Annotated in this window: 17 protein-coding genes; 16 read left to right on the top strand and 1 reads right to left on the bottom strand. The window is 73.0% G+C overall.

Features of this window, described 5'->3' with window-relative positions; translation table 11 throughout:
- The first annotated feature begins 41 nt into the window (after positions 1-41).
- The 16 genes from J2S44_RS31250 (at position 42) to J2S44_RS31325 (ending at position 20987) form a co-directional block, all read left to right on the top strand.
- Positions 42-1490 (top strand): NAD(P)/FAD-dependent oxidoreductase, encoded by a 1449-nt coding sequence (locus tag J2S44_RS31250; RefSeq protein WP_310421183.1) that lies wholly within the window; start codon positions 42-44, stop codon positions 1488-1490.
- The gene (locus J2S44_RS31255) at positions 1487-2116 is read left to right on the top strand and encodes a (2Fe-2S)-binding protein (RefSeq protein WP_310421185.1); all 630 of its coding nucleotides are present in this window, start codon (positions 1487-1489) and stop codon (positions 2114-2116) included. The genes J2S44_RS31250 and J2S44_RS31255 overlap by 4 nt, the downstream gene beginning before the upstream one ends.
- Entirely contained in the window at positions 2116-4317 is a 2202-nt protein-coding gene (locus J2S44_RS31260; RefSeq protein WP_310421187.1) for an FAD-dependent oxidoreductase, read from the top strand. Before J2S44_RS31255 ends, J2S44_RS31260 begins: the two co-directional genes overlap by 1 nt.
- Complete coding sequence (locus tag J2S44_RS31265) at positions 4314-5237, top strand: dihydrodipicolinate synthase family protein (protein ID WP_310421190.1); 924 nt, start codon at positions 4314-4316, stop codon at positions 5235-5237. The genes J2S44_RS31260 and J2S44_RS31265 overlap by 4 nt, the downstream gene beginning before the upstream one ends.
- Positions 5237-6241, top strand: coding sequence for a proline racemase family protein (locus tag J2S44_RS31270; protein WP_310421192.1), 1005 nt, complete (start codon positions 5237-5239; stop codon positions 6239-6241). The genes J2S44_RS31265 and J2S44_RS31270 overlap by 1 nt, the downstream gene beginning before the upstream one ends.
- A gap of 15 nt (positions 6242-6256) precedes the next feature.
- The gene (locus J2S44_RS31275) at positions 6257-7636 is read left to right on the top strand and encodes an aldehyde dehydrogenase (NADP(+)) (protein WP_310421194.1); all 1380 of its coding nucleotides are present in this window, start codon (positions 6257-6259) and stop codon (positions 7634-7636) included.
- Positions 7637-7716: 80 nt separating this feature from the next.
- Positions 7717-8385: a GntR family transcriptional regulator gene (locus J2S44_RS31280; protein ID WP_310421196.1), complete on the top strand. Its 669-nt coding sequence runs from the start codon at positions 7717-7719 to the stop codon at positions 8383-8385.
- Between the two features lie 284 nt (positions 8386-8669).
- Positions 8670-10358, top strand: a complete 1689-nt coding sequence (locus J2S44_RS31285; RefSeq protein WP_310421198.1) for an ABC transporter substrate-binding protein — start codon at positions 8670-8672, stop codon at positions 10356-10358.
- A gap of 2 nt (positions 10359-10360) precedes the next feature.
- Positions 10361-11320, top strand: a complete 960-nt coding sequence (locus J2S44_RS31290; protein ID WP_310421200.1) for an ABC transporter permease — start codon at positions 10361-10363, stop codon at positions 11318-11320.
- Positions 11317-12315: an ABC transporter permease gene (locus J2S44_RS31295; RefSeq protein ID WP_310421202.1), complete on the top strand. Its 999-nt coding sequence runs from the start codon at positions 11317-11319 to the stop codon at positions 12313-12315. The genes J2S44_RS31290 and J2S44_RS31295 overlap by 4 nt, the downstream gene beginning before the upstream one ends.
- Complete coding sequence (locus J2S44_RS31300; protein ID WP_310421204.1) at positions 12312-13124, top strand: ABC transporter ATP-binding protein; 813 nt, start codon at positions 12312-12314, stop codon at positions 13122-13124. Before J2S44_RS31295 ends, J2S44_RS31300 begins: the two co-directional genes overlap by 4 nt.
- A complete protein-coding gene (locus J2S44_RS31305) occupies positions 13121-13978 on the top strand; it encodes an ATP-binding cassette domain-containing protein (protein ID WP_310421206.1) in 858 nt (285 codons plus the stop codon). The genes J2S44_RS31300 and J2S44_RS31305 overlap by 4 nt, the downstream gene beginning before the upstream one ends.
- The gene (locus J2S44_RS31310; protein ID WP_310421208.1) at positions 13975-15249 is read left to right on the top strand and encodes an alpha/beta fold hydrolase; all 1275 of its coding nucleotides are present in this window, start codon (positions 13975-13977) and stop codon (positions 15247-15249) included. Before J2S44_RS31305 ends, J2S44_RS31310 begins: the two co-directional genes overlap by 4 nt.
- Positions 15246-16619: an aminopeptidase P family protein gene (locus tag J2S44_RS31315; protein ID WP_310421210.1), complete on the top strand. Its 1374-nt coding sequence runs from the start codon at positions 15246-15248 to the stop codon at positions 16617-16619. Before J2S44_RS31310 ends, J2S44_RS31315 begins: the two co-directional genes overlap by 4 nt.
- A gap of 7 nt (positions 16620-16626) precedes the next feature.
- On the top strand, positions 16627-19224 hold the full coding sequence (locus tag J2S44_RS31320) for a beta-L-arabinofuranosidase domain-containing protein (RefSeq protein ID WP_310421212.1): 2598 nt from the start codon (positions 16627-16629) through the stop codon (positions 19222-19224).
- A gap of 557 nt (positions 19225-19781) precedes the next feature.
- Complete coding sequence (locus J2S44_RS31325) at positions 19782-20987, top strand: phospholipase D-like domain-containing protein (RefSeq protein WP_310421213.1); 1206 nt, start codon at positions 19782-19784, stop codon at positions 20985-20987.
- Between the two features lie 66 nt (positions 20988-21053).
- Here J2S44_RS31325 and J2S44_RS31330 read toward each other — a convergent pair whose 3' ends face one another.
- Positions 21054-22163: an LLM class flavin-dependent oxidoreductase gene (locus tag J2S44_RS31330; RefSeq protein ID WP_310421215.1), complete on the bottom strand. Its 1110-nt coding sequence runs from the start codon at positions 22161-22163 to the stop codon at positions 21054-21056.
- Positions 22164-22295: the final 132 nt, after the last annotated feature.

Consider the following 22295-nt stretch of genomic DNA (forward strand, 5'->3'; position numbering starts at 1 on the left):
AACCTGTTCTGCCGAGCGGCAGCATGTGACATATTACTGGCGTGTCCCAGCGTCAGAAGGTCGTCATCGTCGGAGCCGGCATCGTCGGCGCCGCGACCGCGCGCGTGCTCGCCCGCTCCGGCGCCGACGTGGTCGTGGTCGACCGCGGCCCGAGCGCCGGCGGCACGTCGTCCGGCGGCGAGGGCAACATCCTGGTGTCCGACAAGGGTCCCGGCGCGGAACTGCGCCTCACCCAGCGCTCGCTGGCCGCGTGGGCGCGGGTGCGCGCCGAGCTGCGCGACGAACTGCCAGCCGGCTTCCCGGACCTGGAGTTCGAGGCGAAGGGCGGCCTGGTCGCCGCGACCACCGAGGCCGGCGCGACCGCGCTGCTCGAGTTCGCCGCGACCCAGCGCGCCGCCGGCGTGATCGCCGAGGTGCTCGACGGCGATCGCGCACACGAACTGGAGCCGGACCTCACCCGCGCGCTGACCGCCGCGGTGCACTATCCGCAGGACGCCCAGGTCCAGCCCGTGATCGCGACCGAGGCGCTGCTCGCGGCCGCCCGCCGGCACGGCGCCCGGATCATCCAGGGGGTCGAGGTCCTCGGCCCGGTCCTGTCCGGACCGGCCGTCACCGGCGTACGGACCGCGGGCGGCACGCTGCCCGCGGACGCCGTGGTGATCGCGGCCGGGCCGTGGTCCGGCGAGGTCGCCGCGCGCTTCGGCGTGCCGCTGCCGGTCCGCCCGCGCCGCGGCACCGTGCTGGTCACGTCGCGGATGCGGCAGCGCGTGTTCCACAAGGTCTACGACGCGGACTACGTCGGCGCGGTCGGCTCCGGCGCGGCCGACCTGATGGTCTCCAGCGTGGTCGAGTCCACCGCGGCCGGGACCGTGCTGATCGGCTCCTCCCGCGAGCGCCGCGGGTTCGACGACCGCATCGAGGCCCGCGTGCTGGCCGCGCTCGCCGCGAAGGCGATGCTGCTGTTCCCGTTCCTGGCGGACGTGCCGGTGATCCGCGCGTACGGTGGCTTCCGCCCGTTCGTCCCGGACCACCTCCCGGTGATCGGTGCGGACCCGCGCCGCCCCGGACTGTGGCACGCCACCGGCCATGAGGGCGCCGGCATCGGCCTCAGCCTCGCCACCGCCGACCTGCTCCACGACGCGATGCTCGGCGTCGCCGTCCCCGGCTTCCCCGGGTCCTCCGGTTCGTCCGGTTCGGCCGGTGGTTCCGCCGGTCCGGTCGTCGCCGGTGGTCCCGGTGGCCCGGTCGACCGCGACGGTTCGGGTGGCCCGGTCGACCGCGACGGACCCGGTGGCCCGGTAGGCGCCGGTGGCCCGGCAGGCCTCGATGGCGCGATGGGCCTCGGTGGCGCGGCAGGCCTCGGTAGCCCGGCACGCCTCGGTGGCGCGATGGGCCTCGCCGGCCCGGGTGGTGCCGGTGACGATCTCGCCGCCGAGTTCCGCCCGGACCGCCCGAGCCTGATGCCGTACCTGGAAGGATCCGCCGCATGACCGGTCCATACCGCGTGGCACCCGCGCACGATCCGGTCGCACCCGCGGACGGCGGCGCGATCGAACTGACCGTGGACGGCGAGCCCGTCGCCGGCCGCGCCGGCCAGACGATCGCCGGCGTGCTGCTGGCGTCCGGCCGCGTCTCCTGGCGGACCAGCCCGCGCGGTGGCCGCCCGCGCGGCGTCTTCTGCGGCATCGGCGTCTGCTTCGACTGCCTGGTCGTCGTCAACGGCCTCCGCGACGTCCGCGCCTGCCAGCGCCGCGCCGCCGACGGCGACGTGATCACCCGCCAGGACGACGCCGGGCCACCGGACACTGTCCGCGCCGGCCGGGGCCGCGCCGACGGCGACGTGAACACCCGCCAGGACGACGCCGGGCCACCGGACACTGTCCGCGCCGGCCGGGGCCGCGCCGACGGCGACGTGAACACCCGCCAGGACGACGCCGGGCCACGGGGCACTCACCCATCCGCGCCGCAGGACGGCGGCGACCCCGGACATCCGGCGGCGGCGCGGCCGGGTGACGGTGACCGGCCGCCCGGCCGCCCGGCCGCGTCACGGCCCGGCGGCGACGCGGTGGTGCCACGGCACCACCGCGATCAGCCGGGTGCGGAAGGCGGCCGGTGATGGAGGGCGTGCCGGTGCTGGTGGTCGGCGGCGGGCCGGCCGGGATGGCCGCGGCGCTGGCCGCGCGGCGGCACGGGGTGCGCGTGGTGCTGGTCGAGGCCGGTGACGACCTCGGTGGGCAGTACTGGCGGCACCTGCCGGCCGAGCGTGCGGGTGCGCGCGAGGAACTGCTGCATCACGGCTGGCGGCGGTTCCTGCGGATGCGGGCGGCGCTGCTGGCGGACGACGGCTGCGAGATCGTGCTCAACGGGCACGTCTGGTCGGCCGACCGGCGGGACGGCGCGCCACCGCTGATCCACGTCGTGGTCGGCCCGCCGGACGGGAACGGGCGCCCGCCGCGCACGTTCGACCCGGCGACGCTGATCCTCGCGACCGGCGCGCAGGAACGCACGCTGCCGTTCCCCGGCTGGGACCTGCCGGGCGTGTTCACCGCCGGTGCCGCGCAGGCGCTCGCCAAGGGGGAACGCGTCGCGGTCGGCCGCCGGGTCCTGGTCGCCGGCGCCGGACCGTTCCTGCTGCCGGTGGTGACGAGCCTGCTCCGTACCGGTGCGGAGGTCGTGGGTGTGGTCGAGGCCGCCGGATGGCGGCAGCTGGCCACGGGCTGGGGCGCGCGGCCCTGGCGGCTGATCGCCGCGAGCGCGAAGGCCGCGGAGCTGGGCGGGTACGTGCGGGACCTGGCCGCGAAGCGGATTCCCTACCGGACCGGCGCGGCCGTGACCGCCGCGCACGGCACCGGCCGGGTCGAGGCCGTCACCGTCGCCGGCCTCGGCCCGGACTGGTCGCCGCGGTCCGGCACCGCACGCCGCGTCGAGGTCGACGCGGTCTGCGTCAGCCACGGTTTCGTGCCGCGCACCGAACTCGCGGTGGCGGCGGGCTGCGCCACCGGCCCGGACGGAGCGGTGACCGTCGACGACGGCCAGCGCACGTCCGTGCCGGGCGTGTTCACCGCGGGCGAGCTGACCGGCATCGGCGGCGTCGACCTGGCGCTCGCCGAGGGCGAGATCGCCGGTGCCGTCGCCGCGGGCGGCCACCCGGCCGGCCGGGCGGTCCGGGCGCGCCGGGTGTTCCGCGAGTTCGCCGGCCGGCTGGCCGCCGCGCACCGGATCGGCCCCGGCTGGCAGGCCTGGCTGGACGACACCACCACGGTCTGCCGCTGCGAGGACGTCACCGCCGGTGACCTGCGCCGCGCCGCCCGCCTGACCGAGGCGCGCGGCCTGCGCTCACTCAAGCTCACCACCCGCGCCGGTCTCGGCATCTGCCAGGGCCGCACCTGCGGCCGCGCGGTCGAGGACATCCTCGCCGCCGCCGGCCCCGGCCTGCTCGACACCGGCCGGACCGCGCAGCGCCCGATCGCCGTCCCGATCCGCCTCGCCGAACTCGCCGCCACCACGAACCCACCCACGTCGACCGCCGTGCCGTCGTCGACCGCGGTGCCGTCGTCGACCGCGGTGCCGTCGTCGGCCGCGGTGCCGTCGTCGGCCGCGGTGCCGTCGTCGGCCGCGGTGCCGTCGTCGGCCGCGGTGCCGTCGTCGGCCGCGGTGCCGTCGTCGGCCGCGGTGCCGTCGTCGGCCGCGGTGCCGTCGTCGGCCGCCCCGGTGGCGGCAGCGGGGGTTGTCGTCCGGGTTGCCGGAACGGCGCGGGGGGAACCCGCCGCCACCACGAACTCGCCCACGGCGGCCGCCGTGCCGCCGTCGGTCGCCCCGGCGGCGGCAGCGGAGCCTGCCGGGGTTGCCGGAACGGCGCGGGGCGAACTCGCCACCACCACGAACCCGCCCACGCCGGCCGCCGTGCCGGAGGTGGCGACGCCGGCCGTCCCGGCGGCGGCAGCGGAGCCTGCCGGAGTTGCCGGAACGGTGCGGGACGAACTCGCCACCACCACGAACCCGCGCGCGGCAAGCGCCGTGCCGACGGCAAGCGCCGTGCCGACGGCAAGCGCCGTGCCGACGGCAAGCGCCGTGCCGACGGCAAGCGCCGTGCCGACGGCAAGCGCCGTGCCGACGGCAAGCGCCGTGCCGACGGCAAGCGCCGTGCCGGCGCCGGCCGCGTCGGCGGGGTCTGCCGCGGTGGCCGGAGCGGAACCGGTGGCACCCACCGCCGGCGGCGACGGGGCCGTCGCCGCGCGGGACACGCGCATCGAAACCGACCGAGACGGCAGCGTTGCCGGGAATGTCCGTATGGGACCACAGGAGGACCGTTCATGAGTTCCGCACCGACCGATCTGCGCGGCGTCATCGTCGCGACCGCGTTGCCGTTCAAGGAGAACGCGTCCGCGCCGGCCGGGCTGGAGGTGGACTACGACCGCTTCGCGGAGCACTGTGACTGGCTGATCAGCAACGGTTGCCGGGGCGTCGGGCCGAACGGGTCGCTGGGCGAGTACTCCGCGCTCACCGACGCGGAGCGGCGCCGGGTGGTGCAGGTCGCGGTGGAGGCCGTGGCGGGACGCGGCGTCGTGGTCGCCGGCGTGCACGGGCCGGGCTGGCACCAGGCGAGGCACTGGGCGGAGCTGGCGGCGGAGGACGGCGCGGACGGCGTGCTGGCGCTGCCGCCGACCATGTACCGGGCCAGTGACGCGCAGGTGGTCGAGCACTTCAGCAAGATCGACGAGGTCGGCCTGCCGATCATGATCTACAACAACCCGATCGACACCAAGGTGGACCTGGTGCCGAGCCTGGTCGCGGAGATCGCGCAGCTGCCGAACGTCACCGCGATCAAGGAGTTCAGCGGTGACGTCCGCCGGCTCTTCGAGATCCGGGAACTGTGCGACATCGACGTGGTCGCCGGCGCGGACGACGTGCTGTTCGAGCTGATGGTGGACGGCGCGGTCGGCTGGTTCGCCGGCTTCCCGAACGCGTTCCCGGCCGAGTCCGTGGAGATCTACGACCTGATGATCGAGGGCCGGGTCGCCGAGGCGCGCGAGCTCTACAAGCAGCTGGTCGCGGTGTTCCGCTGGGACTCGCGCACCGAGTTCGTGCAGGCGATCAAGCTGAGCATGGAGATGGTCGGCCGGTACGGCGGCCCGTGCCGCCCGCCACGCGGCGCGCTCACGCCGCGGCACGACGCCCAGGTGCGCGCGGACATGGACCGTGCGATCAAGGGCCTCGAAGAGTACCGGGCACGCTGATGCGCGCGAAGCGGATGTTCTCCGCGGTCGACTCGCACACCGAGGGCATGCCCACCCGGGTCGTCACCGGCGGGATGGGCGTGATCCCGGGCGCGACCATGAACGAGCGCCGGCTGCACTTCGTCGCGCACCTCGACCACATCCGCAAGCTGCTGGTGAACGAGCCGCGCGGGCACTCCGCGATGAGCGGCGCGATCCTGCAGCCGCCGACCCGGCCGGACGCGGACTTCGGCGTGCTCTACATCGAGGTCTCCGGCTGCCTGCCGATGTGCGGGCACGGCACGATCGGCGTGGCCACCGTGCTGGTCGAGACCGGCATGGTCGAGGTGGTCGAGCCGGTCACCACGATCCGGCTGGACACCCCGGCCGGCCTGGTGATCGCGAACGTCGCGGTGGCGGACGGCCGGGCGCGGCACGTGACGCTGGAGAACGTGCCGTCCTACTGCGACCGGCTGGACGAGACGATCACCGTGCCCGCGCTCGGCAGGGAGATCACCTACAGTCTCGCGTTCGGCGGCAACTTCTACGCCATGGTCGATCTGGAGCAGCTCCGGCTGCCGTTCGACCGGGCGTACAAGCAGGAGATCCTGACCGCCGGCCTGGCGATCATGGAGGCGATCAACACGCAGGCGCCGCCGTCGCACCCGACCATCGACGGCGTCGACCACTGCCACCACGTCGAGTTCATCGCGCCCGGCTCGGACGCCACGCTGTCCCGGCACGCGATGGCGATCCACCCGGGGTGGTTCGACCGGTCGCCGTGCGGCACCGGCACCTCCGCCCGGATGGCGGAGCTGCACGCGCGCGGCGAGCTGCCGCTGCACCGCGACTTCGTCAACGAGTCGTTCATCGGCAGCCGGTTCACCGGCAGACTGATCGGGGAAACCGACGTCGACGGCAGGAGAGCGGTGCTGCCGACGATCACCGGGCGGGCCTGGATCACCGGCTTCGGCCAGTACGTGCTGGACCCGACCGACCCGTACCCGCACGGCTTCGAATTCTGACGAGGGGACTCTCACGTGACTGACGTGGAACCGCTGCTCGCGGCCGCCGACGCGGCCCGGCCCGCGATGCGCAGGGCGAGCGCCGCCACCCGGGCGGACTGGCTGGACGCGGTCGCGGACGCGCTCGACAAGGCCCGGGACGAGCTGGTCGCGCTCGCCGGTGAGGAGACGCACCTGCCCGAGGCGCGGCTGACCGGCGAGCTGGGCCGGACCACGTTCCAGGCCCGGTTGTTCGCCGAGGGCCTGCGCGGTGGTGAACTGACGCCGGTCCGGGTCGACCCGGAGGATCCCGGCTGGGGCATGGGGCCGCGTCCGGAGCTGCGCCGCACGGTGGTGCCGATCGGGCCGGTGCTGGTCTTCGCGGCCAGCAACTTCCCGTTCGCGTTCAGTGTGTTCGGCGGCGACACCGTCTCCGCGCTGGCCGCCGGCTGCCCGGTGGTGCTCAAGGCGCATCCCGGGCATCCGCGCCTGTCCCGCCGTACCGCCGAGGTGGTGGTCGACGCGCTGCGCGCCGCGGGCGCGCCGGACGGCGCGTTCGGGCTGCTGGAGGGCGTCGAGGAGTCGATCACCGCGCTGCGCGACCCGCGGATCCGGGCGGCCGGGTTCACCGGGTCGACGGCCGGCGGGCGGGCGCTGTTCGACATCGCGGCGTCGCGCCCGGACCCGATCCCGTTCTACGGCGAGCTGGGCAGCGTCAACCCGGTCGTGGTCACGCCGGCCGGCTGGGCCGAGCGCGGCGCCGCGATCGCGGGGGAGTGGGTCGGTTCGCTGACGCTCGGCGCCGGCCAGTTCTGCACGAATCCGGGCGTGATCCTGGTGCCGGACGCGGACGCGTTCGTCGCCGCGGTGCGGCCGCCGGTGCCCGGCCGCATGCTCTCCGAGTCGATGGAGAAGAACCTCGCGGCCCGGGTCGCCGAGGTCGCCGCGCTGCCCGCGGTGCACCGGGTGGCCGAGAGCGAACCCAACGACCAGGGGGTACGGACGACCGTGCTGGCCGTCTCGGCCCCCGAGGTGATGGCGGACCCGCGCGCGCTCGACGTCGAGATGTTCGGCCCGGCCGGCCTGGTCGTCGGCTACGCCTCGCAGGACGAGCTGGACGCGGTGCTGCGGCTGGTCCCCGGGCAGCTCACCGGCACGATCCAGGCGCACAGCACGGACGACGACCCGGTGGCCCGGCACGTGGTGGGCGCGCTGGAGGACCGGGCCGGGCGGATCGTCTACAACGCGTGGCCGACCGGCGTGACCGTCTCCGGCGCGCAGCACCACGGCGGTCCCTGGCCGTCCACCACGGCGCCGACCAGCACGTCGGTGGGGCTGGCCGCGATCGGCCGGTGGCAGCGGCCGGTCACCTACCAGGGTGCCCCCGCGTCGGTGCTGCCGCCGGAGCTGCGATAGTCCTGGTCTAGTCGTGCCGGCCGGGACACCCGGCCGGCACGATGTGACATTGTATTGTCTCCAGACATGGAGGTGGTCAGGTGAGTGCATCGGTCATCGGCCCGGTGGCCGTCGGGGCGAGCCTGCGCGGCACCGTGGAGGACGCGGTCGCGGCCGCGATCGTCTCCGGCGAGCTGGCCCCCGGCACGCTGGTCACCGCGCCCACGCTGGCCGCCCGGTTCGGCGTCTCCGCCACGCCGGTCCGCGAGGCGATGCTCAACCTGCAGAAACGTGGCTTCGTCGACGCGGTGCGGAACAAGGGTTTCCGGATCACCGACGTCAGCGAGCAGGACCTGTGGGAGATCGTCCGGATCCGGCAGGACCTGGAGGGCCCGCCGATGCGGGACGTCGCGCGCACGCTGCAGCCGGCGGCCGCGGCCGAGCTGCGGGTCAAGGCGCAGGCGATCGTGGACGCGGCCGCGGCGCCCGACCTGGCCGGCTACCTCGCCGCGGACATGGCATTTCACCTGCGGCTGCTGGAGCTGCACGGCAACCGCCGGCTGATCGAGATCGTCAAGGACCTGCGGCAGCAGACGCGCATGGTGGGGCTGGCCGACATGGTCGGCACGGCCGAGCTGGCCCGGTCCGCGGCCGAGCACCACAGCCTGGTCGACCTGCTCGAGGCGCGCGACGGCCGGGGCGCGGAGACGCTGCTCAGGGCGCACATCGGCCACGTGCTCGGCTGGTGGAACGGCCGCGCCGAGGACTGATTCACGCACGGTTCGTGGTCGAGGCGTCACCCCGGGCGGGGTGGCGCCTCTGCTGTGTTCCCGGCCGGTAAATAGTTGCTCGCCATCTCTTCACCTGCGCTGTGTGACATACTACTGTCCTCCCTAAGCGACCGGGGTCACCCGGCGTGACCGGGCCTCGAAAGGCCCGCACCACTCAGCTTTCCCCCTCGCGGAGTCGTTCGATCGACCAGCGCAGGGGCCGCCTCCCCGATGACACGGGTGATCGTGTGCGGCCCGCGCGTACCCGGAAGGCAGGACCCCAGATGAGAACACGCACCCCGGTGGTCATAGCCGGACTCCTCGCCACCGCGCTCGCGGCACAGGGCTGTACCGGTGGCGGTGGCACGCCGAACGGCGGCGGCGGCGACGGCACGCCCCGGAAGGGCGGCACGGTGCAGGTCCTGCAGAACGCCGACTTCTCCTACCTGGACCCGGCACGCGGCTTCGACGGCGGCGTCAACGCGTTCTACCGGCTCGTCTACCGCACGCTGATCACCAAGGCGCCGGCGAACGCGGCCGACCCGAACGCGATGGTCCCGGATCTCGCCGAGTCGCTGGGCCAGGTCTCCGAGGACGGACTGACCTGGACGTACAAGCTGAAGGCCGGCGTCCGGTTCGACACCGGCGCGCCGATCACGTCCAAGGATGTCAAGTTCGGCATCTCCCGCGGCTGGGACCCGGAGATCGGCATCGGCGCGCCCTACCTGAAGCAGTTCCTGGCGGCGCCGGAGGGCTACCAGGGGCCGTACCGGTCCGGTGACCTGAGCACGATCCGGACGCCGGACGACCGGACCATCGTCTTCACGCTCAAGGCGCCGTTCCCGGAGTTCGACGCGGTGCTGTCGATGCCGAGCGCGGTGCCGTTCCCGGTGGGCACCGGCGGCGGGTCCGCGTTCATCAACGACATCGTCGCGTCCGGGCCGTACGACCTGGCGACGTTCACGCCGGGCAGCACGATCGAGCTGAAGCGCAACCCGAACTGGGACGCGGCCACCGACACCGTACGCACCGCGCTGCCGGACGCCTGGAAATTCACCATCGGCGTCGAGGGCGCGACGATCGACGAGCGCCTGATCGCCGGGCAGGGCGCGGACATCAACGCGATCGCCGGCACCGTGCAGACCGCCACGATCGCGCGGCTGCAGGACCCGCGCTACCAGGAGCGGGTGATCAAGGCGCCGTCGACGTGCACCACCTACATGTCGCTGAACACCACCAAGGGCCCGCTGGGCGACGTGCGGGTGCGGCAGGCGATCAACTACGCGGTGGACAAGAGCTCGGTGCTGAACGCGACCGGCGGCACCCAGTTCGCCACCGTGGCCACCACGATCATCCCGACCAGCGTGGCCGGGCACGCCGACCACGACCGCTACCCGAGCCCGGACCACACCGGTGACGTCGCCGAGGCGCAGCGGCTGCTCACCGAGGCCGGGCAGGGCAACGGCTTCACGCTGACGCTGGACGTCCGGTCGAACCCGGTCGCGCAGCGGCAGGCCGAGGCGATCCAGCAGGCACTCCAGCGCGTCAAGATCGACGTCAAGCTGAACGTCATCGACGTCTCCACCTACTACGAGACCATCGGTACGCCGTCCCAGCAGCACGACGCCGCGATCACCGGCTGGTGCCCGGACTGGTCGTCCAGCGCGTCCACGTTCCTGCCGCCGCTGTTCGACGGCCGGGTGGTCACGGAGAAGGGCAACCAGAACCTCGCGCAGATCAACGACGCGGCGGTGAACGCGGAGATCGACCGGATCCGCGCGCTGACCGACCTGGCCGCCGCGAACGCCGCGTGGGGCGAACTGGACAAGAAGATCATGGAGCTGGCGCCGATCGTGCCGCTCAATGTGGAGAACCGGATCTTCCTCCCGGGTGAGAACGTGGCCGGCATCGTCGCACCGCAGGGCGACATCGACTACGCGATCCTGGGCCTCGAGGACCCGTCGAGGGGCTGACGGTGACCATCGCACCCACCGGGTTGCAGGTCTCGGCGGCGTCCCTCGACCAGGGCGCCGCCGTGACCCCGGCAGACCCCCGCAGACATCCCGCCCGCATGATCCTGCGCGATCCCGCGGCGGTGGCCTGCCTGGCCTACATCGGCCTGGTAGTGCTGATGGCGGTGTGCGCACCGCTCGTCGTCCGGATCAGCGGCTGGGGACCGTACGAGTTCGACCAGAGCGCGATCGACCCGAACCTCGGCGGCATCCCGCTGGGCGGCGCGGGCGGGATCTCCGGCGAGCACTGGCTCGGCGTGGAGCCGGGCAGCGGGCGGGACATCTTCGCCCGGATCGTCTACGGCGCGCGTTCGTCGCTGCTGATCGCGCTGGCCGCGACCGCGCTGACCACCGTGCTCGGCGTGACGTTCGGGCTGCTGGCCGGCTACTTCGGCGGTCGCACCGACATGCTGATCTCGCGGGTGATGGAGTTCCTGATGGCGTTCCCCGCGCTGATCTTCATGATCGCGGTGCTGTCCGCGATGCCCGCGGACAACCGCCAGTACCTGCTGGTCCTGGTGATCTCCGTGTTCGGCTGGCCGTACCTGGCCCGGCTGATCCGCGCGCAGACCATGTCGCTGAAGGAGCGTGAGTTCGTCGAGGCGGCGCGCGCGTCCGGCGCGTCCCGCACGCAGATCGTCTTCGTGGAGATCCTGCCGAACCTGCGCTCCACCATCCTGGTCGTGGTGACCATGGCGGTGCCCGGCTACATCGGCACCGAGGCCGGGCTGTCGTTCCTCGGCGTGGGCCTGGTCCCGCCGGCCCCGTCCTGGGGGCAGATGATCGCCAGTTCGGTCAGCTGGTACGCGGTCGTCCCCACCTACTTCCTCGTGCCGGGCACGTTCCTGGCCCTGCTCGTCCTCGCGTTCATGGTCCTCGGTGATCGGGTCCGCGCGGCGGTGGACCCGGGAGGCCTGCGATGACCCGGTACGCCGTGCACCGCGTCGGCGGGATGCTGCTCGTCCTGTTCCTCGTCGCGTTCTTCACCTACGTCATCTTCTTCGCGCTGTCGCCGGACCCGGCCGTGCAGATCTGCGGCAAGAACTGCACGCCGGAGCGGATCGACCAGATCCGGCAGAACCTGGGCCTGGACGCGCCGTTCCTCACGCAGTTCCTCGGGTTCCTCGGCGGGCTGTTCGCCGGCCGGACGTACGGCGGCGGCACCTCGGTCATCGAGTGCCCGGCGCCGTGCCTCGGCTACTCGTTCCAGACGTCGCAGATCGTCACCGACATGATCGTGCAGCGGTTGCCGGTCACCGCGGTCGTCGCGATCGGCGCGGCCGTGCTCTGGCTGACCGCCGGCGTGATCGGTGGCCTGGTCAGCGCGGTCCGCGAGGGCCGGTTCGCCGACCGGTTCATCGCGGCGCTGACGCTCGGCGGCATGTCGGTCCCGAACTACGTGCTGGCGCTGGGCCTGCAGTACGTCCTCGTGGTCCAGCTGCGGTGGCTGCCGTTCCCGCAGGCCGTGCCGTTCGCGGACGACCCGGGCCGGTGGTTCGCCAACTTCATCCTGCCGTGGACCGTGCTCGCGATCGGCTACGCGTCCTCGTACTCCCGGCTGACCAGGGCGAACGTCATCGATACGCTGGGCGAGAACTTCGTCCGCACCGCGCGGGCGAAGGGGCTGCAGCCGGCGCTGGTGTGGCGGCGGCACGCGCTGCGGCCGGCGCTGACGCCGGTGGTCACGATCGCCGGGATGGACTTCGCCGGGCTGCTCGGCGGCGCGCTGATCACGGAGACGGTGTTCGGCATCAACGGTGTCGGGAAGCTGGCGGCGGACTCGATCACCAAGAACGACCAACCGGTGATCATGGCGGTGACGCTGCTCGCCGCGTTCTTCGTGGTGGTCGGCAACATGATCGTCGACCTGCTCTACTCCGCGATCGACCCCCGGGTCCGGATGGGAGCGGGCGCATGAGCCTTCTGACGGTACGAGGACTGAGTGTCTCGTTCGCGGCGATCAATCACGACGTACCCGTGGTGAAGGATCTGGCCTTCGACCTTCCGCGCGGCGGTGCGCTCGGCATCGTGGGCGAGTCCGGGTCCGGCAAGTCGATGACCAGCCTGGCGATCATGGGGCTGCTGCCGGCCGGCGCGACCCGGACCGGCAGCATCGTCTTCGACGGCACCGACCTGACCGAGCTGCCGGAGCGCCGCATGCGGGCGTTCCGTGGCGACCGGATCGCCATGATCTTCCAGGACCCGCTGTCGTCGCTGAACCCGTACTACCCGGTCGGCACGCAGATCGCCGAGGCCTACCGCGCGCACCGTTCCGGCGTCAGCCGCCGGGCCGCGCGCGCGGTCGCGATCGAGGCGATGGAACGCGTGCACATCCGGGAGGCCGGGCGGCGCGTCGACGACTACCCGCACCAGTTCTCCGGCGGCATGCGGCAGCGCGTGATGATCGCGATGGCGCTCAGCACCGAACCCGAACTGATCATCGCGGACGAACCGACCACCGCGCTGGACGTGACCGTGCAGGCGCAGATCCTGGACCTGCTCGCGGAGGTCCGGCGGGACACCGGTGCCGCGCTGATCCTGATCACCCACGACCTGGCCGTGGTCAGCGAGGTCGCGGACCACCTGCTGGTGATGCGCCGCGGCGAGGTGGTCGAGTCCGGCACCGCGGAGCAGATCTTCTCCGACCCGCGGCACACGTACACGCGGGCGCTGCTGGACGCGGTCCCGCGCATCGACGACGAGATCGGGGAGCTACGCGCGCCATGACAGCTCTGCTCACCGCCACCGATCTGGTCAAGGAGTTCCCGGTCGCGGGCACCCAGGGGCTCCTCACGCCCGCGAAGCGGTTCACCGCGGTCAACCGGGTGTCCTTCGAGCTGCACGCGGGGGAGACGCTGGCGCTGGTCGGCGAGTCCGGGTCGGGGAAGTCCACGACCGCGCGCCTGGCCGCCCGGCTGATCGACGTCACGTCCGGCACCGTGCACCTGGACGGCACGGACGTCACCGCGCTGCACGGCGACGCGCTCCGTGACGTACGCCGGCAGATCCAGATGGTCTTCCAGGACCCGTTCTCGTCACTCAACCCGCGGCACACGGTGGAGCGGATCGTCACCGCGCCGCTGCGCTACCAGAGACGCGAGATCCCCGGCGGTACGCGGGCCTTCGCCGAGCGGCTGCTGGAGCGCGTCGGCCTCGACCCGGCGCACGCCGGCCGTTACCCGTCGCAGTTCTCCGGCGGGCAGGCGCAGCGGATCGGGATCGCCCGCGCGCTCGCGGCCGGCCCGCGCGTGCTGGTCTGCGACGAGGCGGTCTCCGCGCTCGACGTGTCCGTCCAGGCGCAGATCATCAACCTGCTCCGGGACCTGCAGCGCGAGGAGGGCTTCGGCTGCCTGTTCATCGCGCACGACCTGGCCGTGGTCCGGCAGATCGCGACCCGGGTGGCGGTGATGACGAACGGCACCGTAGTCGAGACCGGCGACCGGGACACCGTGTTCGGTGAACCTCGCCACGAGTACACGAAGCGCCTGCTCGCGGCCGTCCCGAGGATAAATCCTGAGTGGGAGGCCGCGCGGCGGAGGAACGCGGCGGCCCGCGCCGCCACGGAAGAGGCCGCTTCATGATCGAATATCCGATGCCCGGTGCCTGGGTCCGGGAGTTCACCGTCGACGTGCCGCTGGACTGGGACGCCCCGGACGCCGGGACGATCGAGCTGTTCGTGCGCGAGTTCGCCGACCCGGAGCGGCGGCACGACGACCTGCCGCTGCTCACCTACCTGCAGGGCGGGCCCGGCGGCGCGAACCCGCGGTTCACCGGCGTCGACGGGTGGCTGGCCGAGGCGCTGCCGCACTACCGGGTGGTGCTGGTCGACCAGCGCGGCACCGGCCGCAGCTCACCGATCGACGGCCAGGTCATCTCGTCGGTCGCCGACCCGGGCGCCTACCTGCTGAGGTTCCGGGCCGACTCGATCGTGCGGGACCTGGAGCACGTGCGCCGCACCCGGTACGCCGGCCGGCGCTGGGCCACGCTCGCGCAGAGCTTCGGCGGCTGGATCACGCTGACCTACCTCTCCACCGCGCCCGAGGCGCTGACCGCCTGCTACGTCTGCGGCGGCATCCCCGGCATCCCGGCCGACCCGGACGAGGTCTACCGCCGCACGTTCGACCGGGCCGCCGCGAAGACCGCGGACCTCTACCGCCGCTATCCGCAGGACGTGGCGGCCGTCACCGCGATCGCGGACCTGCTGGCCGACGGCGGGACCGTGCTGCCGGACGGCTCGCCGCTGTCCGTGCGGCGCTTCCAGACGCTCGGTGGCGACCTCGGCTTCGGCCGCGGCCACCTGCGCCTGCACTGGCTGGTCTCGGAGGCGTTCACCCGCGACGGCCGGCTGACGAACGGTTTCCTGGAGAACGTGCTGGTCCGGACGTCCAACGCGACGAACCCGCTGTTCTGGACACTGCAGGAGACGATCTACGGCGACGGTACGAACGGGCCGTTCCGCTGGTCCGCGCAGCGCGAACGGGACCGCCGGCCCGAGTTCGCCGAGGACCGCCGGCCGCTGCTGTTCACCTCCGAGATGGCGTTCCCGTGGCTGTTCGAGGAGGTCCGCGCGCTGCGCCCGTTCGCGGCCGCGATGGAGCAACTGGCCGCCGTGGAGACGTGGACGCCGCTCTACGACCCGGACCGGCTCGCGGCCAACCCGGTGCCGCTCGCCGCCGTGGTCTACCACGACGACCTCTTCGTGGACGAGGGCTTGCAGCGGCGGACGCTCGCGCGGCTCGGCAACGCGACCGCGTGGGTCACCAACGAGTTCGAGCACGACGGCATCGGCAGCGGCCACACGTTCACCCGCCTGCGGGAGATGGTCCGCGACCGAGGAGGAGAACTGAGATGACCCAGGCGCCCTTCACGGGTACCCGCCCGCCGAGACTCGCCGACGTCAGCACCGGCTTCCTGGCCGGGATCGGCACCGGCTGGGCCGCGCGCGCGGTCCCGGCACCGGTCGACGACGCGGCGGCCCGGGCGGCCGCCGCACACCGGGACCGGCTCAGCGCGGCGCTGCCCGGGCGGACGCTGGTGATCGCGGCCGGCCGGGCCGCGCGGCGCAACGGCGACGCGGACCACCCGTTCCGGGCCGGCAGCGACTTCGTCTGGGCCACGTCCTGCCAGGCCGAGGGCGGCGTGCTGGTGATGCACCCACGTCCGGGTGGCCACGACGCGGTGCTCCACCTGCCGCCGCCGGCCCGGCCCGGCGAGCGCGACTTCTACGCCAGCGCGGCCCACGGCGAGCTGTGGGTGGGCCCGTCCGCCGGGCTGGACGCCTGGTCGGCCGCGCTCGGCCTGCCGGTGTCGCCGGTCTCCTCGTACGAGCCGCCCGCGGGGGCGCTGCACGCGGGCGGGTCGAAGGACCTGGACCGCGCGCTCTCCGACCTGCGCATGATCAAGGACGAGTGGGAGATCGCGCAGCTGCGGGAGGCGGTCGGCCACACCGTCACCGGCTTCGCCGCGGTCGCGGCCGAGGTGCCGCGCGCGGTCTCCGGCAACCTCGGCGAGCGCTGGCTGCAGGGCACGTTCGACCGGCACGCGCGCACGTTCGGCAACGGCCCCGGCTACAGCACGATCGTCGGCTCCGGCGAGCACGCGCCGATCCTGCACTGGGTGCGCTGCGACGGGCCGGTGCTGCCGGGCGAGACGCTGCTGCTGGACATGGGCGTGGAGGCGCGCTCGCTCTACACCGCGGACGTCACCCGGACCATCCCGGTGGGCGGGTCCTTCACGCCGGCCCAGCGCGCGGTCCACGACCTGGTCGAGGCGTCCCATCGCGCGGGACTCGCGGCGGTGCGGCCGGGCCGGACGTACTCCGACTTCCACTTCGCCTCGATGGAGGTGCTGGCGCGCGGCCTGCACGACTGGGGACTGCTGCCGGTCTCGGTGGACGAGGCGCTGGCACCCGAGGGGCAGCAGCACCGGCGCTACATCGTCTGCGGCGTCGGCCACCACCTCGGGCTGGACGTGCACGACTGCGCGTCCTCCGAGTACGAGCAGTACCTCGGCGCCGCCCTCGCGCCGGGCATGGTGCTCACGGTCGAGCCCGGCCTGTACTTCCACGCGCACGACGAGACGCTGCCGCCGGAACTGCGCGGCATCGGCGTGCGGATCGAGGACGACCTGCTCGTCACGGAGACCGGCCACGACGTGCTCTCCGGTGACCTGCCCATCGACGCGGCCGGCCTGGAGCGCTGGGCCGCCGCCCACACCCGATAGGACACCGGTGTTCCCCCCTCTCTCCGATGTGGACCTGCTCGACGGCGTCCACTCCCGTACCCGGGACCGCATGCTGCACCTGGCCCGCGTCTTCCCGGTCGACCGGGTGCTCGCCGTGTTCCGGGCGAACGCCGGGCTCGACACCCGCGGCGCGCTGCCGCCCGGAACCTGGGAGGACTTCGGCCACCCGGACGAGAAGCCGTGGTCGGAGTCCGACTACCCGGGCGCGGGCGCGGCCCCGACCGCGAGCCTGCTGCGCGGGCACTACGCCGGGCACTTCCTGTCCATGCTGTCACTGGCCCACGCGTCCACCGGCGACCCGGTGTTCCGCGACCGGGCGCACGAGGTGGTCGCGGGGCTGGCCGAGGTGCAGGCCGCGCTCGCCGCCACCGGGCGCTACAGCCACCCCGGATTCCTCGCGGCGTACGGCGAATGGCAGTTCTCCCGGCTCGAGGAGCTCGCGCCGTACGGGGAGATCTGGGCGCCGTACTACACCTGCCACAAGATCATGGCGGGGCTGCTGGACGCGTACACGCTGACCGGCTCGGACCCGGCGCTGGACGTGGTCACCGGGATGGGGCACTGGGTCGCGGGGCGGATCCTCGCGGTCGCGCCGGAGCAGCGGCAGCGGATGTGGTCGCTGTACATCGCGGGCGAGTTCGGCGGCATGAACGAGAGCCTGACCACGCTGCACCGGATCACCGGCGAGCCGGTGTTCCTGGCGGCCGCGGCCGCGTTCGAGATGGACGCGTTGCTGGACGCGGCGGCCGCGGGCCGGGACGTGCTGGACGGCATGCACGCGAACCAGCACCTGCCGATGCTGGTCGGCCACCTCGCGCAGTACGAGGTCACCGGCGACCGTCGCTACCTGGACGCGGTGGTCGCGCTGTTCGGTCAGGTGGTGCCGGGCCGGACGTTCGCGCACGGCGGCACCGGCGAGGGCGAGCTGTGGGGGCCGGCCGGGCACGTGGCGCGCGGCATCGGCCGGCGCAACGCGGAGACGTGCGCGACGTACAACCTGCTGAAGATCGCGCGCGGGCTGTTCACGCACACCCGGGACGTGCGGTACGCGGACTACGCCGAGCGGGCCACGCTGAACCACATCGCCGGCTCACGCGCGGACGTGGACTCGGACGTCAGCCCCGAGGTGCTGTACATGTACCCGGTCGACGCGGGCGCGGTCCGGGAGTACGGCAACGCCGGCACCTGCTGCGGCGGCACCGGGCTGGAGAGCCACGTCAAGGCGCAGGAGTCGGTCTGGTTCCGCGACGACGAGAGCCTCTACGTGCTGCAGTACGTGCCGTCGCGGCTGCGGTGGGCGGAGCGCGGCGGCACCGTCGCGCTGCGCACGGCGTACCCCCGGGACGGCCTGGTCGCCCTCGACTTCGATCTGGACGGCCCGGTCGACCTGCGCCTCCGGGTGCCGGAGTGGGTGCCGGAGCGGCGGGCGCTGGTCGACGGCGTGCTCACCGCCGCGAAGGACGGCTTCCTCCGGATCCGGCGGGACGTGCGCCGCGGCGACACGGTGACCGTGGAGTTCCCGATGCCGCTGCGGCTGGTGCCCGCGCCGGACGACCCGGCGCTGGTGTCGGTGGAGTTGGGGCCGACCGTGCTGCTGGCCCGCGACGACGCGACCACCACGCTGGAGGTGGCCCCGGCCGCGCACCGTGAGCTGGACTGCTCGATCGGGTTCCGCGCACTCGGCGGCGACCTGGTGTCCGCGCTCGGGCTGGAGTTCGAACCGGCCTGGTCCGGCGGGGATCGTCGCTACCACATGTACCTGCGGGTCGCGGACCCGGTGATCGCGTTCCCGGGCGCGGTGACCGAGGTGCCGGACCGGCACGACGCGCACGGCTGGTCGTTCCTGACCGGGCTGTGGGCGTCCGGCGGGTTCCCGACGCACACGTCGTTCCTGGAGTCGGTGCACCGGAACGCGCGGCGGGCCGCGACGGCCGGACTGCTCGGCCGGGACGAGGTGATCACGGTGCTGGCGGCCGCGGCGGCCAGCACCGTCTCCGGCGCCGAGCCGCGGCGCAGCGAGATCCTGCCGTCCGGCGACCTGACCGTGACCGGTGACCTGGTCACCTGGCCGCTGTCCGCCGCGATCGGCGCGGGCGAGCCGATGCCGGCGGTGCGGATCGAGGTGGCGGGGGAGCGGGCACCGTCCGGGTGGTACACCGGCGCGCCGGCCGTCTCCGTGGTCACCCACGGCGCGGTCACGTCGGTCGCGCTGACCGGGGGCGTGGTCGCCGGGCGGCCGCTGCCGGACGGACGGCACGTGGTGCGCGCGGAGGCGACCGACCCGGCCGGGCGCGTGGTGCACGCGACGCGCGAGGTCGCGGTCGACACCACGCCGCCGTCCGTGCGGGCCCGGGTGCGCGCGCTCGGCCCGCACAACGTCGAGGTGACGCTGCACGCGGACGACGAGGTGTCCGGGGTGGACCGGATCCGGTGGCGGACCGGCGAGACGTTCTGGGGCGTCTACCAGGAGCCGTTCACCCGGGCGCTGCACGCCGCGCCGCAGATCCTGGAGTTCACCGCGACCGACCGGGCCGGCAACACGTCCCCGGTGCAGCGGGTCGCACTCCCCGCGGCCGGAACCTGACGCGGCGGCCGGAACCGGGCGCGGCAACCAGGTCGCCAGGTCCGGCGGGGCCAGGGCGGCGACGCGGCGGTGGACGTGGGCGGGATTCGTCTCGCCCACAGCGCCACCCCCTCGCCGGACCGGCCCGACCGGAAGAACGCGGATGCCGCGCACCGACCAGGTACGTCACGTCGGCGCGCGGCGGCAGCCCGTCCAGCGGCGCGTGCGTCTTCAGCACCCGGCGGCCCGCCTGCCGGTCCGGTGCGGACGGTCCGGATACAGGCGCAGCGGCCACGGCCGATCTCCTCGGCGGGGTCGCCGATCCGGAACGAGGCAGCGGCCAGGTTGTCGTACGGCCAGTGGTAGCGGCCCGGGTCGCCGGCGGTCGCGGACCACATCTCGTTCCGGTGCACCGGCGTCCGGTCCGCGGCGAACACGGCCACCGGCAGGTCCCGGTCGCACGTGCGGCTCCGGTCCGCTTGCGGCTCGTTTGTCCTCGAGGGATAGCGAGAAGGATTCGCATGTGTCATGCTGCCGAACCGAAGATCCATTTCGGTTTGTGTTCAGAGGGGAGTCACATGCCGTTCACTCGTCTCATCGCGGCGGGCGCTGCCGCGATCGTCGGTGCCATGACCGGTGCGGTGGTCATCGCCGGTCCGGCGTCGGCGGCGGTCACGGAGGGTGCGGTGTTCAACAACCCGCACGTCGCGGGCGAGCAGTACCGGGTACGGGACCACATACGTGGGCTGATAGACGGCGCCGCGGCCGGATCCACGATCCACGTGGCGATCTACAACTTCAACGAGCAGACCGTTGCGAACAACCTGATCGCCGCCAAGGACCGCGGCGTCAACATCAAGTTCGTGGTGAACTACGACGCGTCGCTGACCGACGCGGTCGTGTCACTGAAGAACAAGCTCGGCACGAACGTCGCCGCGGCCTCCTACGTCTCGGTCTGCACGCAGAACGCGGCCTGCGTGGGCACCGCGGGCACGCCGATCATGCACAACAAGTTCTGGCTGTTCTCCAGCACGAACGGCTCCAGCAACGTGGTCGTCCAGTCCTCGGCGAACATCACGCCGTCGAACTCCACGAAGTACTGGAACAACGCGGTCACGCTGGTCGGCAACACCGGGCTGTACAACGCGTACGTCAAGTACCACGGTGACCTGGCCAACAAGCGCAAGAACAGCAACTACTACCACACCGAGCTCAACGGGAACGTGCGCAGCTACTTCTTCCCGCGGGCCGGCGACAGCACCAGCACCGACCTGATCTACAACATGCTCAACGAGAACGTGACCTGCGAGGGCAACACCACGGTCGGCACCTCGGTCGAGCACCGCACCATCATCCGGGTCGGCATGTTCTACTTCAGCCGCGTCGAGGTCGCCGAGAAGCTGCGCGACCTGGCCGACAAGAAGTGCTGGATCGACGTCATCTACACCGAGACCGGCGCCAGCGGCAACGTGCCGGCCGCGCTGCGCAACCACCCCCGGATCGCGCTCTACCAGGTCCCGGACAGCACCGCCCACCCGTACGTGCTGCACTCCAAGTACCTGCTGATCGAGGGCACCTACCTCGACCAGAAGGACAGCAAGTGGGTGCTGACCGGCAGCCACAACTACACGTACCCGGCGCTGCGCGAGAACGACGAGGCGATGCTCCGCATCGAGTCCAACGCCATCCACGACCAGTACCGCGCCAACTTCCGCACCATCCGCGACACCGCGATCGCCGACCCGGCCTCCCCGCCGGCCGTCGATTTCAAGAACGGCAACTGAGCACCGGAAGGCGGCCCCACCCGGGGCCGCCTTCCCCCGCCGCGCCGGATGGCTCGGAACCGCCGGTCAGGCGAGCCCTCGGCGGAGCGCGGGGAGGACCGACTCGCCGAACGGCACCAGGTCGGCGTGGTAGTCCGGGAAGACCAGCATCAGGCCGTCCAGCTCGGCGGCCGTCATGATGTGCGCGATGTGTTCGATGATCGTCTCCGGGCCCCCGGTCACATAGGCCGTCTGGAACGCTTCCTCCCCGGTGGCACCCTCGGCCCAGTCGCGGGCGGTGTCAGCCGGGATGCCCCACGACGCGCGCATGCCGGCCAGCGCCACCCTGTCGAGGCCCGCGGCGTAGCGGGCCGCCTTGGCCGCCGCGGCCGCGTCCGTCTCGTCCAGGACGACCGTGAGCATCGAGTACGTCCTCACCGTGCGCCCGAGATCGGCGGCCCGGTCGTGGACCGAGCGGGAGTAGTCGCGCATCTGGTGAAGGTTGTCGGCGCTCAGGAACGCGCCGTCGGCGTACCTGGCCTGGAACTCGCGCCCCTTCTCGGACCGGCCGGCGCTGATCAGGGTCGGCCGGACCGCCGGATGCGGGCGTGACTCGCACGCCCGGAGGGTGAAGAAGTCCCCGGTCATCGTCACCGTGTCCTCGGTCCACAGCCGGGTGACCGCGACCAGCCATTCCTCCGTCATCCGATAGCGCTCGTCGTGCGACAGGGCCGGGTCCCAGAGGCCCATCTGGGCGAACTCGGCGGCGTAGGAGCCGTTGACGATGTTCATCCCGGCCCGGCCGCCCGAGACGTCCTGCAGCGTGGTGAACATCTTGGCGGCGAGCGCGGGATGGAAGACGTTCGCGTGCACGGTGGCCCAGATCTTGACCGTGCTGGTCGCCTCGGCCAGCGCCGACATCATCGTCATCGACTCCAGCGTGCGGCCCCAGTGGTCGGTGCTGCCGCCGAAGCCCTTCCATTTCGCCATCGACATGATGAAGTCGAGTCCGATCACCTCGGCGTCGAGCGCGACCCGGCGGTTGTAGGCGTAGGTCGCCTCGGGATGCGGCGCCGATCGGGAGATCATCCAGCCGCCGTTGCCGATCGGGAGGAAGACGCCGAACTCCTTGCCCGCGGGGCTCATGGCGCGGGCCACGGGCACGTCGACGGCGGTTTCGGCATTACCATCGCTCATCGACTCCCCCGAATGCGAGTGGTTGCAGGCAAGTAAATTACCGTCGCGCTCGGCCGTTGTCTGCCGCCCGCGACGGAATCGGCACAACTGTTGCCCGGCGCACCGGTGATAGTCCATTCTCGATGGACCGGC

The sequence above is a fragment of the Catenuloplanes niger genome (assembly GCF_031458255.1).
GTDB classification, from domain to species: Bacteria; Actinomycetota; Actinomycetes; order Mycobacteriales; family Micromonosporaceae; genus Catenuloplanes; species Catenuloplanes niger.